The following is a 16,283-nucleotide window of genomic DNA, read 5'->3' on the forward strand; positions in this document are numbered from 1 at the left end:
GACCCACTCGTCTTGCCCGGGGTCGGACCCGCCCGTCTTGCCCGGGGTCGGACCCGCCCGGCTTGCCCGGGGTCGGACGCACTCGTAATGCCTGGAGTTGAACCCACCCGTAGTGCCTGGAGTGAAGGGGATCCGATGTCACTGCCACTCGATGGGCTGTCCACGGTCGTCACGGGCGCGGGCCGGGGGCTGGGCCGCGCGGAGGCGCTGGAGCTGGCTCGGCTCGGCGCGGCCGTCGTCGTCAACGACTACGGGCAGCCGGGCCGGGACGGCTCGGGCGAGGCGTCCGCGGCCCCGGCCGAGGCGGTCGCCGCCCAGATCCGCGCGGCGGGCGGGCGGGCCGTTGCCCACACCGGGGACGTCGCCGACTTCGAACAGGCCCGTGAACTGGTCGAGTTGACGGTCGCCGAGTTCGGCCGGCTGGACGTGCTGGTCAACAACGCGGGCATCCTGCGCGACCGTATGGTCTTCTCGATGTCCGAGGGCGAGTGGGACTCCGTCATCCGTGTCCATCTCAAGGGCCACTTCAACACGACCCGCTTCGCCGCCGCGCACTGGCGGGCGCGGTCCAAGGCGGCGGACGGGCCCGTGTACGGGCGGATCGTGAACACCTCCTCCGAGGCGTTCCTGGCGGGTTCTGCCGGGCAGCCCAACTACGCGGCGGCCAAGGGCGGGATCGTGGGCCTCACCACCTCGACGGCCCTCGCCCTCGCCAAGTACGGAGTGACGGCGAACGTGATCTGCCCGCGCGCCCGGACCCGGATGACCGAGGACGTCTTCGCCGGGCTCGACGAGCCGGGCGAAGGTCTCGACCCGCTGGCCCCCGAGCATGTCGCCCCCCTCGTCGGCTATCTGGCCTCACCCGCGGCCGCACAGATAAATGGACAGCTCCTCGTCGTGCACGGCGGCATGGTGGCGATCGTCGAACGGCCCCGGGTGCGGGCCAGGTTCGACACGAAGCAGGACGCCTTCACCTACGACGAACTCGACGCGCTGCTGACCGAGCACTATGCGCAGCGGCCGAAGGGCGAGACGTTCGGGGCGGTGGAGGTACTCGGGCTCAGGCACGGCCGGGCGTCGGCGGACCACTGAGCGATCGGACGCCGTCGAGGGAGGCACGCGAAGGGCGGACCCGTCAATCCGGGGAGCCCGGGCGGAACGGTCCCGCGCGCCCAGGGGCAGCACACACGGAACGGCCCCGCCCGTCAGGGAACGGGCGGGGCCGTGCGGGTGCGGCAACCGGTCTCGATCAGAGGAGTTGACGCCCCGTCAGTGTGTGGTTCCCCGTGACGTCAGGCCGCCGTGCCGGTCTGTCCGGACTGCTCGGACGGCTTGCGGTGCCGGCCGTGCGGAGCCGCCTCGTGGTCCTCGGCGGAGACCGGCCCGCGGTGCCGGCCGTGCCCCGGGTTCTCCTGGGCCTCGGCAGGCGGAAGCGTTGTGGTACTGATGTCGCTCATCGGAAGTGTTCACCCCGTCAACATGATCCTTCGTACAGCCGGGCGAGTCTAACGGGCCGCACTGACAGACGCGTCGGGGGTCAGGGGTGTCGCGCCGTGTCCGTTCCTCTCCCGCCGCTCCAGCCGCAGCCCGGTCACCGGCGGCGTCTCGCGGAGCATCACCAGGGGAACCTCCTCCGGTTCCACCCGCCTCCACAACGGCGCCTGCTGCAACGGCACCGGCCGCGCGGCCGCCTGGTGCGTCCGCTCCGTACGCTCCGTGGATTCCGGAACCGCCCACTCGCCCGCCGTCCGCGTCCCGGGACCGGTCGTCCCCGCGGGCGCCCACACCCCCGCCACCCCGCACCGCACCGCCGCCGTCGCATACGGCAGCCGCAGCATCCCGTCCGGCGTCCACAGCCCCGCCCCCGCCAACCACCCCTCGGGAGGCGCCAGATGATGGACCCGGCCCTCCGCCGGACACCACACCCCGACCCAGCTGCCCGACGCGCCGCCGATCCGCAGCGCCACCGCGCAGCTCTCCGGCATCAGCGCCTGTCCCGGCTGGATCGCGAAGGGGGTCACCGGCCCGTCCAGCTGCAGGCACTCGGGAAAACGTACCGGCAGCATGCTTCCCAACACCCCCCAGCCCAGCCTGCCGTGGCCCGGGGACGGCGCGTCCGAGCGGATCAGCAGGAGACCGCTGTCCGCATCCGCGAGCAGCAACCGGTCGTCGCTCCCGTCCGCGATCTGCAGCAGCGGCGACACCTCCCCGCCCCGCGCCAAATCCACCACCACCGTCTTCGTGGGGCCCCCGTCCGGTGTGCGGTCCAGGGCCAGCATCCGGTCCACGCGGTCCAGCCACACCCCGCCCGAGCACCGGCCCGGCACCTGAGCCAGCTGCTCGGGCCCGAACCGCCCGCCCGCCACCAGCCACACCGTCGTGGACACCGGGCCCGCCATGAGCGCGAACGCGCGGTCCCCCGTCGGCGCGGGCGGCAGCAGCCACAGCCGGGTCGCGCCGTCCGGGCAGTCCACCGAGCCCAGCTGCAGTTCGCCGGTCCCCGGCCCCGTCGGGTACAGCAGCGAGAACAGGTGTCGCCCGGCCACGACACGGTGGATCAGCACCCGGCCGTCGGCCATCGGCTGCACTTCCGTACCGGGCTCCTCCGGCTGGTTGCCGGGCAGCGGTACCGCGTAGGGTTCCGGGCCGTCCAGGGTCCAGCGCTCCGGATACCAGGACTCGCCGTCCAGGGCGAGGCGCGCCGCGTAGGACCCGTCCGCGGTGATCACGCATCCGGGCCGGGCCGCCCCCTCGTAACCGTTCGCCGTGGTGGACGTGAGAGCACAGACCGTCATCGTTCGGTCACCTCCGGCGACGAAGCTAGTTTTCGTACGCACAGACGTGACACCCCTGGGTGGACGCTTCACACATAAGGGTGTTCGTCCCGGGGTTCGCCTGAGGAAATGGGGGCGGATGTGCTGCACGAGGGGGCGCGCGCCCCATCCGCACACACCCCTCCGCGCCGTGCGGAGCGCTCGCCCGGAAGTCCGGACTGGTGGAAGGACCCGCGACAGGTGGGGCACGGACCCGGGGCAGGTAGCCTTTCCCCGTGCCCCGTCTGTCTGAAGTCATCGCCGCGCTGGAGACCCTGTGGCCCCCCGAGCGGGCCGAGTCCTGGGACGCGGTCGGCACGGTCGTGGGCGACCCCGACCAAGAGGTCGCCCGGGTCCTCTTCGCCGTCGACCCGGTCCAGGAGATCGTCGACGAGGCGGTGAAACTGGGAGCGAACCTGCTGGTCACCCACCACCCGCTCTATCTGCGTGGTACGACGACGGTGGCGGCCTCCACCTTCAAGGGCCGTGTGGTGCACACCCTCATCAAGAACGACATCGCGCTGCACGTCGCCCACACCAACGCCGACCGCGCCGACCCCGGTGTCAGCGACGCCCTCGCCGGCGCGCTCGACCTGCGGGTCGTCCGACCCCTCGTCCCGGACCCGACCGACCCGGAGGGCCGCCGGGGCCTCGGCCGTGTCTGCGAGCTCGACCACCCGCTGACCGTCCGCGAGCTGGCCGCACGCGCCGCCGAGCGGCTGCCTGCCACCGCGCAGGGCATCCGCGTCGCCGGCGACCCCGGGGCGACGGTGCGCACGGTCGCCGTCAGCGGCGGCTCCGGCGACAGCCTGTTCGACGATGTCCGCGTGGCCGGCGTCGACGCCTTCCTCACCGCGGACCTGCGCCACCACCCGGCGTCAGAGTTCATGGCGGCTCGCGCCCACAGTCCTCTCGCGCTGCTCGACGCGGCGCACTGGGCCACCGAATGGCCCTGGTGCGAGCTGGCCGCCACCCAACTCGACGAGATCTCCGACCGGTACGGATGGGACCTTCGCGTCCATGTCTCGAAGACGGTCACCGACCCCTGGACCGCCCACGCGGCGTCCTCCCACCCGTCGCCCGCCACCACCCCTCCAAGGAGCGCTTCGCGCGCCTCCTCCGATGCCCCGGGAGCCCCCAACTGAACGCCGCGCCCGCCGACCAGATCCGACTCCTCGACGTCCAGTCCCTCGATGTACGCCTGCAGCAGCTCGCGCACCGGCGGAGGTCCCTGCCCGAGCACGCCGAGATCGAGTCGCTGACCAAGGACCTCACCCAGCTGCGCGACCTGCTGGTGGCCGCGCAGACCGAGGAGAGCGACACCGCCCGCGAGCAGACGAAGGCGGAGCAGGACGTGGACCAGGTGCGCCAGCGCGCCGCCCGTGACCAGCAGCGCCTCGACTCCGGCGCGGTCACCTCCCCGAAGGACCTGGAGAACCTCCAGCACGAGATCGCCTCGCTCGCCAAGCGCCAGGGCGACCTGGAGGACGTCGTCCTGGAGGTGATGGAGCGCCGCGAGGGCGCGCAGGAGCGGGTCGCCGAGCTGACCGGGCGGGTCGCGTCGGTGCAGTCGAAGATCGACGACGCCACGGCGCGCCGGGACGCGGCCTTCGAGGAGATCGACGGCGAGGCCGCGTCGGTGACGAAGGAGCGCGAGGTCATCGCGGGTTCCGTCCCCGCGGACCTGCTCAAGCTCTACGACAAGCTGCGCGAGCAGCAGGGCGGCATCGGCGCGGCCAAGCTGTACCAGCGCACCTGCCAGGGCTGCCGCCAGGAGCTGGCGATCACCGAACTGAACGAGATCCGCGCGGCCGCCCCCGACACGGTCGTCCGCTGCGAGAACTGCCGCCGCATCCTGGTGCGCACGTCCGAGTCGGGCCTGTAAGAGGCGTACGACGTGCGGGAGTTCATCGTCGAGGCCGACGGCGGGTCCCGGGGCAACCCGGGGCCCGCGGGCTATGGATCGGTGGTGCGCGACGCCGCGACGGGCGAAACGCTGGCGGAACGGGCCGAGTTCATCGGCGTCGCCACCAACAACGTTGCGGAGTACCGGGGACTGCTGGCCGGGCTGCGCGCGGCGCATGACCTGGACCCGGCCGCGCGCGTCCACGTCCGTATGGACTCCAAGCTCGTCGTGGAGCAGATGTCGGGCCGCTGGAAGATCAAGCACCCGGCCATGAGGCCCCTGGCGATGCAGGCCGCCGCCGTCTTCCCCGGCGACCGGGTCACCTACGAGTGGATCCCGCGCGACCGCAACAAGCACGCGGACCGTCTGGCCAACGAGGCGATGGACGCGGGGAGCCGGGGGGAGCGGTGGGAGCCGTCCCGGTCGGGCGTGACGGGGTCCGGGACCACCGGCATCCCGGGCCTGACGGCAGCCGAGGAGCTGGGCACCCCGGGTGAAGCGACCGTCGGCGCGGCACGGGTGCGGGCGGCTCTGACGGGCACCGCCACGCGCGCACCGGCCGGGCGTGGCGAGGCGGACCAGCCGGGCGCGCAGACCATGAGCGCTGCGAACGCGCGTGTGAACGCGCCTGCCGGTGTGGCTGCGAACGCGCCTGCCGGTGTGGCCGCGAAAGCGGCTGTGAGCGCGGCTGAGCCTTCCGGCGGCGGTGCAGTGACGGCCGAGGTCCGGGCCGCCCGGAACGTCGCCTCCGCTCCGCCCGACCTCGGCACCCCCACCACCTTCGTCCTGCTGCGTCACGGCGAGACGCCCCTCACCCCCCTCAAACGGTTCTCCGGCAGCGGCGGCGGCGACCCGTCCCTCTCCGAAGTCGGCCGACGCCAGGCCGAGCTCGTCGCCGGTGCGCTCGCCGCGCGGGGGACCGTCCGGGCCGTCGTCTCCTCGCCCCTCGCCCGCTGCCGGGAGACCGCCGGGATCGTCGCCGCCCGCCTGGGTCTCGGGGTGAGTGTCGAGGACGGGCTGCGCGAGACCGACTTCGGCGCCTGGGAGGGCCTGACGTTCGGCGAGGTCCGCGAGCGGTACCCGCGGGAGATGGACGCCTGGCTGGCCGATCCGGAGGCCGCGCCCACCGGTGGCGGCGAGAGCTTCGCGGCCGTCGCCCGCAGGGTCGCCGCCGCGCGGGACAAGCTGATCGCCTCGTACGCGGGCCGCACGGTGCTGCTCGTCTCGCACGTCACGCCCGTCAAGACCCTGGTCCGGCTTGCGCTCGGCGCACCCCCGCAGGCGCTGTTCCGCATGGAGCTGTCCGCCGCCTCCCTGACCGCGGTGGCGTACTACGCGGACGGCAACGCCAGCCTGCGCCTGCTCAACGACACGTCCCACCTGCGCTGAGCGGGCGGCGCAGCCCCGCAGCCTCCCGCGCCAGCCGCTCGACGCGTGCCCAGTCATGCGCAGCGAGCGCGTCCTGCGGGACCATCCAAGTCCCGCCCACGCAGCCGACGTTGGGCAGGGCCAGATACTCCGGGGCGTCGGCCGGGCCGATCCCGCCCGTCGGGCAGAAGCGGGCCTGCGGGAGCGGTCCGGCCAGCGACTTCAGATATGCGGTGCCGCCCGCCGCCTGCGCGGGGAAGAACTTCATCTCCCGCACGCCCCGTTCAAGGAGCGCCACGACCTCCGAGGTGGTCGACACCCCCGGCAGGAACGGCACTCCGGACGCCTGCATCGCCGCCAGCAGCGCGTCCGTCCATCCGGGGCTGACCAGGAAGCGCGCGCCCGCAGCCACGCAGGCGGCCACCTGCCCGGGAGTGATGACCGTGCCCGCCCCGACCACCGCGCCCGCGACCTGGTCCGCGACCGCCCGGATCGCGCCGAGGCCGGCCGGCGTGCGCAGCGTCACTTCGATCGCGGGCAGCCCGCCCGCCACCAGCGCCCGCGCGAGCGGTACGGCGTCGGCGGGGTCCCGCACGACGACGACGGGGACGACGGGCGCGAGGTCCAGGACCGAGGCCGCGGACGGCGACGGGGGCAGCGGTGAGGCCATGGCCTCATCCTGCCCGGGGTGTGCAGCATGCGCAAAGGTCGTTGCACAGGTTGCAACGACCGCTGTGGCTGCCCAACGGCTGCTACGACTGCCCAACGGAACCTAGGACTGCCCAACGGCTGTTTCTACGACTGCCCAGGCCAGCGGGAACGTCCAGCCCTGGCGGTCCCCGACACGGTCAGTGGATCTCCGTCACCACAACGTCCAGCGACCAGCTCCTTCCCGCCCTGGCCGGTGCCTCGGCCTCCACCGTGTACCCCAGGTCCCGGAGCGCCTCCACCAGCTCCGCGGGGTCCCTGGGCGTGGTCCCCGCCGTCAGCAGACTGCGGACGATCCGCCCCTTCGTCGCCTTGTTGAAGTGGCTGACGACCGACCGCTTCTCCACCCCGTCGACGATCTGGGAGTGCAGCACCCGCACGGTCGCAGTCCGCCCCGCGACCTCGCCCTTGGGCTTCCACGCGGCCGTGTACGCGGAGGAGCGCAGATCGAGCACCAGGCCGTCGCCGGCGGCCTCGGGCAGGGCCGCGGACATCGGCGTACGCCAGTACGCACCCAGCGCGCCGAGCCCGGGCAGTTTCACACCCATCGAGCAGCGGTACGAGGGGATGCGGTCCGTCACGCGGACCGCGCCCCACAGCCCGGAGAAGACCAGCAGGGACGCGGACGCGCGCCGCTTGGCCGCCGTGGGGAGCGAGGAGAGGTCCAGGGCGTCGTAGAGGACACCGGTGTAGATCTCCCCGGCCGGCCGCGCCCCCGCGGTCCGCAGCCCGGCGTTCTTGGCGACCTCGCCGCGCAGCCCCTCACTGAGCCCCAGCACCTCGCGTGCCTTGTCCTCGTCGCCCTCGCACAGCCCGACCAGCTCCTCGAGGACGGCCTCACGCGCGGCGGTCAGTCCCGGCAGCGACAGCGACTCCAGCTTCAGCGGGGCGCCACGCCCCGAGGACGCCTTGCTTTCGGAGGGCGGCAGCAGGACGAGCACGGATTCTCCTCGAGGACGAGTGGTGGGGCCTGCGCCAGATTACGGGGTCCCGCCGACGCGGTTCCGTCCCCGGGGCTCGGTCCCCGGGCCCCCGTCGGTACGACCGCTCGGACGAAACGGTCGGCGTCGTCGACGTGCACGCGGACGACGCAGACCTCCCGCCTGCGGCCGAAAAGGGTGAAGTAAGCGACCGGCTCGGTGAGTTCGAGCGTTACGGACGTCTGGGAGCCGACGGGGAGGTTCAGTTCGCCGTCGGCGCGCCCGTGCGTGGTCACCAGCTCGTGGCGCACGGTCGCGATCCGCTCCAGCGGTATGCGCAGATCGACATGGACGGCGCGGCGGACCCGCAGACAGACGGCGTCCAGGACGTGCGGGCGGACCACGGAGGCCGCGTGCAGGGCGACGACGAAGACGACGGCGTAGACGTCCAGGAACAGCATCACCCCGTGCAGCACCTGCCAGTCGCGCAGCAGCACGGGGGCTCTCACACAGGGGCCGCCGCCCCGGACCACCGCTCCGGAGCGTCGCCGAGTGTCTGCCCCGGATCCCCGGCGGGCCCGGAGCCCGGGCCCGTGCCCGTGGCCCACCGCGTGAACCCGTCCGGTCGCACCAACAGCCCCGCCGGCTCCGGGCGGCCGGGGCACCCGGCTGTCACGACGTCGACCGTCCGCACCACGGCCGCGCCCATCACCCGGGCCCCGGCCGTGGGGCGCTGTGCGGCAGGTTCCGGCCGAGGCCCTGGAGGCCGCCGGGACTCGTGCCCCCGGCTGGCTGCGGGCGCCGACGGAGGCGTACCGGAGGTACGCGGCATGGAAACGGGGCCTCCAGGCGTTGCATCCCAGGCGGTGTCCGACACCGCCTGGCGGGGAATGGAAGGGGACACGGTGAGCACGCGGGAACAGGCCTGGTGGACCAGGGCGCGCCTCGGCCGCTGCGGCCCGCCGCTCGACCTTCTCACCGCCCGCTTCGACAAGCACGTCTACGCCCCGCACGCCCACGAGGAGTTCACCATCGGAGTCTGCGTCGGCGGCTCGGAGGTCATCGACTACCGCGGGGGCCACATCCGCACCGGCCCGGGCTCCATCGTCGTCCTGGCCCCCGGCGAGATGCACACCGGCGGCCCGGCCACCGCAACCGACGGCTACGCCTACCGCGCCCTGTACGCGGACCCCGCACTGCTCGCCGACGGCACCCTCGGCGGACCCCCGCACTTTCGCGAACCGCTCCTCGACGACCCCGAGCTGGCCGCCGCATTCCGTCTCGCGCACACCGAACTCAGCGCCTGCCCCGACCCGTTGGAGGCCGAGTCCCGGCTGCCGTGGCTGCTCACGGCTCTCGCCCGCCGCCACTCCGCCGCCCGTCCGGTCTCCGACACGGTCCCCGGCGCCGCGTCCGTCGCCCACGTCGTACGTGACCGCCTGGCCGACGAACTGGCCGCCCCGCCCTCCCTCGCCGACCTCGCCGCCGACCTGGGCCTGTCCCGGTACCAGCTTCTGCGCGCCTTCCGTACGACGATGGGGATACCGCCGTACGCCTGGCTCGCCCAGTACCGGGTGTCCCGGGCCCGCGGACTGCTGGAGCGCGGAGTGCGTCCGGCCGAGGTCGCCGAGCTCGTGGGCTTCGCCGACCAGGCGCATCTGACGCGGTGGTTCCGGCGGGTGCTCGGGGTGACCCCGGCGGCGTACCGCGCGGGCGTGGCCACGACGGCGTACCGCAACAGCGTTCAAGACACGCAGGCCTGACGCGGCCGAAACTCGGCGTATGACTGCACGCGGCTGGCTTCTGTTCTCCCTGATGGGAGTGGTCTGGGGCATCCCCTATCTGATGATCAAGGTGGCGGTGGATGCCGTGTCCCCGTCCGTGGTGGTGTTCACGCGCTGTGCGCTGGGCGCCGCACTCCTGCTCCCCTTCGCGGTACGGCAAGGGGGCCTGCCCCGGGTCGTACGGGCGCACTGGCGGCCCATGCTGGCCTTCGCGTGCATCGAGATCATGGGCCCCTGGTTCACACTCACCGACGCCGAACGGCATCTGTCCAGTTCCACGGCCGGGTTGCTGATCGCGGGCGTACCGATCGTCGGGTTGGTCCTGGCCCGGTTCTTCGGCGACACCGAGCGGCTGGGCGTGCGGCGGGTGGCCGGGCTCGCACTCGGCCTGGGCGGCGTCGCGGTCCTCACGGTCCCGCATCTGACCGGTGGCGACGCGCGTTCGCTGGCGGAGGTGCTGCTGACGGTCCTCGGATACGCGACCGCACCGCTGATAGCCGCCCGGCACCTCAAGGATGTCCCCTCGCTCCAGCTCACCGCGCCTTGCCTGACCCTTGCAGCGCTGGTCTACGCCCCGGCGGCCGCGGCCGGCCGGCCGGCCGGCGTACCGTCCGCACCGGTCCTGGCCGCGCTGGCCGGCCTCGGCGTGATCTGCACGGCCGTGGCCTTCGTGGCCTTCCTGGAGCTGATCAAGGAGGCCGGGCCGGCCCGGGCGACCGTCATCACGTACGTCAATCCGGCGATCGCGGTGGCGGCGGGAGCACTCTTCCTGGAAGAACGCCTCACGGCCGGGATCCTCGCCGCCTTCGCCCTGATCCTGGCGGGCTCGGTGCTCGCCGCCGCGGGACAGGCCTCCGGACCGGGGCGCGGCAGGCGCCCGGTACCATGGTCGATACGGCAGACGAGCCGGGCGGACGGCCGCGTGGAGGCCCTGGTGGACCTCCCCGAGGAACGTCCGGGCTCCACAGGGCAAGGTGGTGGCTAACGGCCACCCGGGGTGACCCGCGGGACAGTGCCACAGAAAACAGACCGCCGGGGATCTCGGTCCTCGGTAAGGGTGAAACGGTGGTGTAAGAGACCACCAGTGCCCAGGGTGACCTGGGCAGCTAGGTAAACCCCACCTGGAGCAAGGTCAAAAGGAGCCGCTGTCACAGGCGGCTCTGCGCGGACGCTTGAGGGCTGCCCGCCCGAGTCCGCGGGTAGACCGCACGAGGCCGGCGGCAACGCCGGCCCTAGATGGATGGCCGTCACCGAAGGGCCCGCGAGGACCCTTCGGGACAGAACCCGGCGTACAGCCCGACTCGTCTGCCGCTCTTATTTCCGCAGGTCAGAGGCAATTTTTTCGCGCTGAACAAAGCTCCCGGGTCGAATCCGGGTCGAATCCGGGTCGAATTCGGGCCCGCGCATTTTCCGCCCGAGTTCGGCGTAGCTGAGGAAGGTCACGACAGAGTCAAGCTCAGACATGCGGCCTCGTACCGGTCAGGAGTAGGGGCGGTACCACGGCCTCTTGCGTCGGGGCAGGCGGTGGGCGAACAGCTGTGCCAGTTGGGCCTGTTCGTCGGTGGTGAACACAGCAGCGGGAAAGAAGCTGGTGCCGGTGGGGCTGGTCAGGTACCAGAACCCACGGTGGAAGCGGGCGTCGCGGTAGGCGTCCAAGCGCACTGTTGCCTGGTTGACCGCGGTCTGCAGGTGATAGTTGGTGTCGGTGATCCGCACGGTCCACGGTCCCCGCATCTGGGCGGCGGCACGGCGTGCGGCCATCGGTGTGCCCAGTGCCTGGACGAGGACCAGGACGGCGAGGCAGACGTAACCGAACGTGCCCATCTTCCCGTCCACGAGCACTTTCAACAGCGTGAACACGCTAACCAGCGCCAAGGCGATCGTCATTCTCCGCATCACCGGTGCGTTGCGGAGAGCGATGCGGAGCTGGCGCCGCGACAAGGTGAAGGTAGCCGATACGTCCATGTATGCGCTTTCTGTGCTATGGCTGGTGTGAGGCGGGCGATCGCGTTACGGTCAGTCGCCGACAGACAGCGGTTCTGCGCCCGAGGCGGGCGACGCCGCGCGGTGAGGGACCTTGGCGTGCCATGCGGCCGCCCCGACGCCGCTTGCCGGCGGGATCCGTGACGGCCCATCGCCGTTTTGAGGCGTGCTCCGGAAGAACAAGGCGAGCCCATCTGGGACGTCCTGACGGATGGCCTGATGCACGCGACATCCGGACTCCCCGTCGGCAGGAGGCTGGGCCTGGCAGGGCTCAGGGTGTCGGCCACGGTCGGACGGCGGCGGGGGAAGGATGCGGCGCTTGTTGCATGCGAGTGAGTCTGCGGACGAACACGATGGCCAGGACGGCTGCCACCGCGTTGAGGAGGTCGCCGAGTGCGGTGAGGGCGACCGCGTGACGCAGGCCGGCGAGGGTGATGGCCGAGTCGGTGAGGATGGAGCCGGCCCGGCCGATGACCGCGGAGGTGATGGCCAGGGTCCACCAGGCGGTGACCAGAGCCTTTGAGATGGTGCGCCAGGAGCCGTCGGGTGCGTTCTGGGCGCTGGCTTGCCAGATCTCGCTTGCGACGCGGTAGGGCAGCCACAGGTTGCCGACGGGGACGAACCATGCGCCGATGGCCCACCCACGGGCCATGGTGCACACGTCCTGTGCGAAGTACTCGGCGTTGACGCGTACCCGGTACAACCAGGTGATGAAGACGACCCCCGTGACCAGAACGGCACCGATCTGGGCTTTCCCGGCTGCGTCCAGGACGTGTGCGTCGTGGACGGCCTGGCCGGTCAGCGCACTGCCCAGGTGGCCGTACAGGCCGACACCGGCCCGGACGGCGAAGATGTCCACCGCCGCGGCGACACCGAGCAGTATCGAGACAGCGGCAGCCAGACTCTTGGCCGAACGCAGCACGGGACCGCCGGCCGGTCTACCGACAGGACCGTAGGACATGACAGAACCCCCCAAAGAAAAACGTCCTCACCCACGAGCGAGGACCGGTGAACGTGCGCGCCACCCCGTGGGCCGGAGAAGGCCGCAGGACTCCTGCGGCCACCCGAACACCGGCCGAACAGGCTGCGCTGGTGCCCGGTGACGGTTCCCGCTCGCATCGCCTGGTCAGGGCGGCGGACGAAGAACCCCTGCGGTCTGCTGCCGTTCCCCGGCCTGCTCCGTCGACCGAACTCCCCACATGCCGAAGGCCGTTGGAGGGTGTGACTGCGGAAAGCCGCGGCAGGCTCCGGAAGAGACCTGGGCGCGTCGCGATGATCCTACCTGTGAAGAAGTTGTGCTCGACCACCCCATGTTCGGGGAACGCGGAATCGAGGGCGGTGCCGAAGGCGGCCAGGTCGAGGTTCCAGCCGTCGGGGTTCTTGGCGGGGGAGGGCCGTGACACCGTCGTCCTCACCGACAACACCGCCGACGAAGCGGCCGTCTTCATCGCCTGGCTCCGCGACGCCTTCCTTCCCTCCCCGGACCTGATCCGCTTCAGCTCAGAGCCCGCCGTAGAAGCGGGCATCGAAACGGACTGGCGCATGCCCGCAGGCGGAGACACGGCACGCATCGCCGGGGAACTGAAGCATCACATCGAGGTCATCGAACGCTGACCGCCGGACCATTCGAGCCGATCCTCGTCGACACAAGGCGGGCGCGCGCAGAACATCGCCGCCACAGCGGACCTTTGGCGCGGGCCGGGGCGGGGTCCGGCCCGGCCCGTGTGGGCCGGCCATCGAGCGTCATGCGGTTGCCGACGGCCCAGGAAACGGCCGACCGCCTCAGTGCGCTCACAGTTTCAGCACGAACCAGAGGTACTTTTCCCCATCGCGTGTGAGGGTGCGAATCTGACCTACCGCGACCTCGATTGTTTCATCCGCCCTGGCTGGGTTCATACGCTCGCTGCGAGCCGCCGCCAGGCTGATACCCGTCACCTGTGATGCGGACTTGCGCCACATCCAGCCACAGAACACTCACACATCACACATCACCGATCTTCCGCTCGAGGGGCGCAGGCCCGCCTCGTGGGAGTCTGGCGAAGTGGTATGGAAGCCATGTTTCGAGAAAAGCAGTGAACGGCACGAGCGCAGGGCACACGCGCATGCTGAAACCGGACAGCTGCACTGTGTTCGGATCCGGACCGTCCACTCGATCGAACAAAGCGATCAATATCTCGAAAACGTGACGCCGTCGCGCCGCGACGACGCCCGCGCGCACCGTGTCGGCGTCCAAGTCTTCGGCGTGAGCGCCTTTCCGGAGCAGTTCCCCGGCTATGGCCGGCACGACGTTGTTGCAGAGAACCGTGATCAGCTTGGGATTAGGGGACAATGAGAGTCGCGACGAACCGTAACCATGACGATTGACGAACGCCTCCGTGAAGGGCAGCAATGCTCGCGGAGTCCCGAATGCGGTCACGAGCCTGTCGAGCGGCCCGAGGGAGCCGGCGGTGAGCTGGAGTTGCACGGCCAACAGTGCGGCTTGCAGCCTTGGTGTGCCAACCAGCCTCATGGCCATGAGGCACTCCTGCGCCGTGAAGCAGAACCGGCCCAGCATGTACGACGACGCGAGCTCCCGCGCCTCCGCTGCCGTGAGGAGCACCGACGGGCCACCGGTACCGGGATTGGGACCGGTACCGGGATCGGGCGACGCGCGGTGCGGGCGACGTCGCGCGGATGTTCGTGCCTCGACCGAGTCGCGGAACTCGCGCAGCACCTGAGAAGCGGTGAGCGCAGCACCTGATGGATCCTGGTGTGCAGGGACTGATCGCGGCCAATCCCTTGACAGCAGACTCATGACTCTTCGACAGGACTGCGCGGGAGCTGCGCCGGTTGCGGCGGAAACGCGGTCGATGGTCTGCAACAGGTAATCCGCCGGCGAGTGCGCCGTGACGGTGCGCCGTGCACGGGCAAGGGCGACTTCGCCGCTTCGTCCGGTGTCGACCGTGAAGTACTCGCGCAGGGTCCGATGGCCGGGCGCGCCGAAATGGACTGCGATGTCCCGGCTGTGCGTGGCCGCGTCCCAGTATTTGCTCCACAGCCGGTCGGGTTGAGACTCCGCGTGTTCACCGCAAGCTGTCGACGCGGAGGCGGTCCATTCCAATCCCGCTCCGACAAGAGACCGCACGAACCTGTCGTTCACGTTTATCTCGTGCAACGGAGGGCTGCGAAACCACAGCTCCGAAGACATCTTGAGTGTCTGTACTTCCTCGTTGACGGACTGCAGGTAGACGCCGAGGCCGTGGCGGTCCGGCGTCATATCGGCGTGCCTGGAGTGGAGCTCACCCGCGTCAGGTACTGCTGGAGGAGCCTTTGTGTGAGCCGTCGACCGGCATCGCCGAGGCCGAACCACCTCGAGCCCAGAGCAGAGGCCAGGAGAGCGAAGGCTGTCGCCGTGATCACCGAGTCCGTGTCGTCGTCCTCCAGCCAGCCCGCGGTGACCCTGAGGTCTTCGACGAACGAGGGCAGCGACCGGGCAGCCCGCTCGTCCGTCGCCCCCGAGTACGAGCCGCCACCCGCCCGCTCCGGCGACGTCCGGAGCAGCCGGTCGAGCTCCGCCAGACAGGTGAGAAGGTCCCCGACCGATGCGTCGGAGGTCTCCCCGCGCAGCAAAGCGGCGAAATGCGGCGATCGCGCGCACTCCGTCTCGACCACCTCGCAGATGTCCTCGGGGGACATCTCCCGGAGCCGGATGCGCGCTCGCTTGCGGCGCGACTCCCTCATGTCGGAGAAGAAAGGCATGTTCAAAGGGCCCTGCACGTCGTACTGCAGCCGCTGAACGAGCCACTCGACGGAGGAAGAGGCGCGGGTGGGGCTCTGTGCCATGCGATCAGAACGCAAGTCGTTGAGCGTGACGCCCGCGCACTGCCGTGCATACCACTCGTCGAAAGCATCGCCGGTGAGCAGATGGCGCCGCGGGTCCACGACCAGGTCCTGCTCGGCGGCCATCCGGTCCACGGCTGCGACGATCCTTGGCATTTCGCCGCGCAGGGCCTCAAGGAACTGCTCCCGTGACCCACCCGCCATGAGGAACCGCTGGAGCGGCGAACGGCAGGAGTCTTGCGCGCCGAGCATCTCGGCGCTGTCATCGGTGCGGTGGAAGGATGCCATGACCGCGCTCCGGGCAGCTCCGGCGGAGGTCCGGTACCGATGATGGACCAGCCGGCTCGCAGCGAAGATCGTGTGGCACGGCGCCTCGAGGTCTGTCAGGTGGACCACGAGCGGGCCGGCTTCGTGAAGGAAGCCGGACTGAAGGGCGAGGGCCTGGTCAACACGTGCCTTGGACGGAAAGACGCAGGCATCCTCGTCGCTCCACACGCTTTCGTCGGCTTCCACGAAGCACTGCCTGAAGAGCCGGTTCGTACGGGGCAGGTACGTGAGCCCCTGTCCCGCGGGCCCCTTCGTGGTGCCGAGCGTCCACGTGACGACCATCTTGTATTCGTCGATGAAGGGACTGTTGTCCAAGTGCAGAGTGTTGTCGCGGGCAACGACATCGACGGGATAGGTGTCCTTGGCTCGTAAGTCGACGATCTTGATCGGGCCGCCTAGAGCATGGGCGATCACCACCACGACAAGCGGATGTGCGACCGCCGACCACAAACCCGAGCTGCCCAGCAACGGCGTCGACGAGACGATGTCCAGATAGCTGTGAAGCGCGCCGCGGCTACCCCTGTTCTGCATCTCCGCGTCGTATGTCCGCCGAAACCGTTCGAAGTGGGCCGGTGGTATGAGCCCCGTCAGACTGACGGCTCCCTCGGTAAGAACGGCCCGGCACAAGGCGCCGAACGCCTCTGCGCCGAGGAGA

The 16,283-nt window shown here is 71.0% G+C and carries 14 protein-coding genes, 1 other RNA gene and 2 pseudogenes; 8 read left to right on the forward strand and 9 right to left on the reverse strand.

What is annotated here, in order from left to right; translation table 11 throughout:
* The first annotated feature begins 135 nt into the window (after positions 1-135).
* Positions 136-1,092, forward strand: coding sequence for a 3-oxoacyl-ACP reductase (locus AAW14_RS17370; protein ID WP_265564761.1), 957 nt, complete (start codon positions 136-138; stop codon positions 1,090-1,092).
* Positions 1,093-1,292: 200 nt separating this feature from the next.
* Here the strand turns inward: AAW14_RS17370 and AAW14_RS17375 are convergent, their stop codons facing one another.
* Positions 1,293-1,457, reverse strand: coding sequence for a hypothetical protein (locus AAW14_RS17375; protein WP_265564762.1), 165 nt, complete (start codon positions 1,455-1,457; stop codon positions 1,293-1,295).
* 48 nt (positions 1,458-1,505) lie between these two features.
* Complete coding sequence (locus AAW14_RS17380; protein WP_265564763.1) at positions 1,506-2,795, reverse strand: hypothetical protein; 1,290 nt, start codon at positions 2,793-2,795, stop codon at positions 1,506-1,508.
* Between the two features lie 254 nt (positions 2,796-3,049).
* On the opposite strand from AAW14_RS17380, the gene AAW14_RS17385 reads away from it, so the two are divergent.
* The 3 genes from AAW14_RS17385 to AAW14_RS17395 are packed head-to-tail and all read left to right on the forward strand — an operon-like array spanning position 3,050 to position 6,108.
* A complete protein-coding gene (locus tag AAW14_RS17385) occupies positions 3,050-3,958 on the forward strand; it encodes a Nif3-like dinuclear metal center hexameric protein (RefSeq protein ID WP_265564764.1) in 909 nt (302 codons plus the stop codon).
* Complete coding sequence (locus AAW14_RS17390) at positions 3,955-4,698, forward strand: zinc ribbon domain-containing protein (protein WP_265564846.1); 744 nt, start codon at positions 3,955-3,957, stop codon at positions 4,696-4,698. The genes AAW14_RS17385 and AAW14_RS17390 overlap by 4 nt, the downstream gene beginning before the upstream one ends.
* 12 nt (positions 4,699-4,710) lie before the next feature.
* Positions 4,711-6,108 carry a bifunctional RNase H/acid phosphatase gene (locus AAW14_RS17395; protein WP_265564765.1) on the forward strand — a complete coding sequence of 466 codons (1,398 nt, stop codon included), beginning with the start codon at positions 4,711-4,713 and terminating at the stop codon, positions 6,106-6,108.
* Here the strand turns inward: AAW14_RS17395 and eda are convergent.
* The 3 genes and pseudogenes from eda to AAW14_RS17410 all read right to left on the reverse strand — a co-directional run.
* The gene (eda, locus tag AAW14_RS17400; RefSeq protein ID WP_265564766.1) at positions 6,083-6,757 is read right to left on the reverse strand and encodes a bifunctional 4-hydroxy-2-oxoglutarate aldolase/2-dehydro-3-deoxy-phosphogluconate aldolase; all 675 of its coding nucleotides are present in this window, start codon (positions 6,755-6,757) and stop codon (positions 6,083-6,085) included. The genes AAW14_RS17395 and eda overlap by 26 nt on opposite strands.
* A 178-nt stretch (positions 6,758-6,935) precedes the next feature.
* Positions 6,936-7,736, reverse strand: coding sequence for a peroxide stress protein YaaA (gene yaaA / locus AAW14_RS17405; RefSeq protein ID WP_265564767.1), 801 nt, complete (start codon positions 7,734-7,736; stop codon positions 6,936-6,938).
* 101 nt (positions 7,737-7,837) lie between these two features.
* Positions 7,838-8,323: pseudogene (locus tag AAW14_RS17410) on the reverse strand (hypothetical protein); the annotation flags it as partial.
* A gap of 282 nt (positions 8,324-8,605) precedes the next feature.
* Here AAW14_RS17410 and AAW14_RS17415 point away from each other — a divergent pair.
* The 3 genes and pseudogenes from AAW14_RS17415 to rnpB all read left to right on the forward strand — a co-directional run bounded on the left by AAW14_RS17415 (position 8,606) and on the right by rnpB (position 10,807).
* Positions 8,606-9,478 (forward strand): AraC family transcriptional regulator, encoded by an 873-nt coding sequence (locus tag AAW14_RS17415; RefSeq protein ID WP_416223325.1) that lies wholly within the window; start codon positions 8,606-8,608, stop codon positions 9,476-9,478.
* Positions 9,479-9,497: 19 nt separating this feature from the next.
* Positions 9,498-10,277, forward strand: a pseudogene (locus AAW14_RS39755) (DMT family transporter); the annotation flags it as partial.
* Positions 10,278-10,401: 124 nt separating this feature from the next.
* Positions 10,402-10,807: RNase P RNA component class A (gene rnpB, locus AAW14_RS17425), an RNA gene on the forward strand.
* A gap of 171 nt (positions 10,808-10,978) precedes the next feature.
* On the opposite strand, the gene AAW14_RS17430 is transcribed toward rnpB, so the two are convergent.
* Positions 10,979-11,386: a hypothetical protein gene (locus AAW14_RS17430; RefSeq protein ID WP_265564770.1), complete on the reverse strand. Its 408-nt coding sequence runs from the start codon at positions 11,384-11,386 to the stop codon at positions 10,979-10,981.
* Positions 11,387-11,753: 367 nt separating this feature from the next.
* Positions 11,754-12,404 carry a DUF4328 domain-containing protein gene (locus AAW14_RS17435; RefSeq protein WP_265564771.1) on the reverse strand — a complete coding sequence of 217 codons (651 nt, stop codon included), beginning with the start codon at positions 12,402-12,404 and terminating at the stop codon, positions 11,754-11,756.
* A gap of 362 nt (positions 12,405-12,766) precedes the next feature.
* Between AAW14_RS17435 and AAW14_RS17440 the strand changes: the two genes are divergently transcribed.
* Positions 12,767-13,096, forward strand: coding sequence for a hypothetical protein (locus AAW14_RS17440; protein ID WP_265564772.1), 330 nt, complete (start codon positions 12,767-12,769; stop codon positions 13,094-13,096).
* Between the two features lie 367 nt (positions 13,097-13,463).
* Here the strand turns inward: AAW14_RS17440 and AAW14_RS17445 are convergent, their stop codons facing one another.
* Together AAW14_RS17445 and AAW14_RS17450 are read right to left on the reverse strand one after the other, a co-directional pair.
* Positions 13,464-14,738, reverse strand: a complete 1,275-nt coding sequence (locus AAW14_RS17445; RefSeq protein ID WP_265564773.1) for a hypothetical protein — start codon at positions 14,736-14,738, stop codon at positions 13,464-13,466.
* Positions 14,735-16,159, reverse strand: a complete 1,425-nt coding sequence (locus tag AAW14_RS17450) for a hypothetical protein (protein ID WP_265564774.1) — start codon at positions 16,157-16,159, stop codon at positions 14,735-14,737. The genes AAW14_RS17445 and AAW14_RS17450 overlap by 4 nt, the downstream gene beginning before the upstream one ends.
* Positions 16,160-16,283 lie beyond the last annotated feature (124 nt).

This window comes from Streptomyces hygroscopicus, assembly GCF_026168105.1.
GTDB classification, from domain to species: Bacteria; Actinomycetota; Actinomycetes; order Streptomycetales; family Streptomycetaceae; genus Streptomyces; species Streptomyces hygroscopicus_D.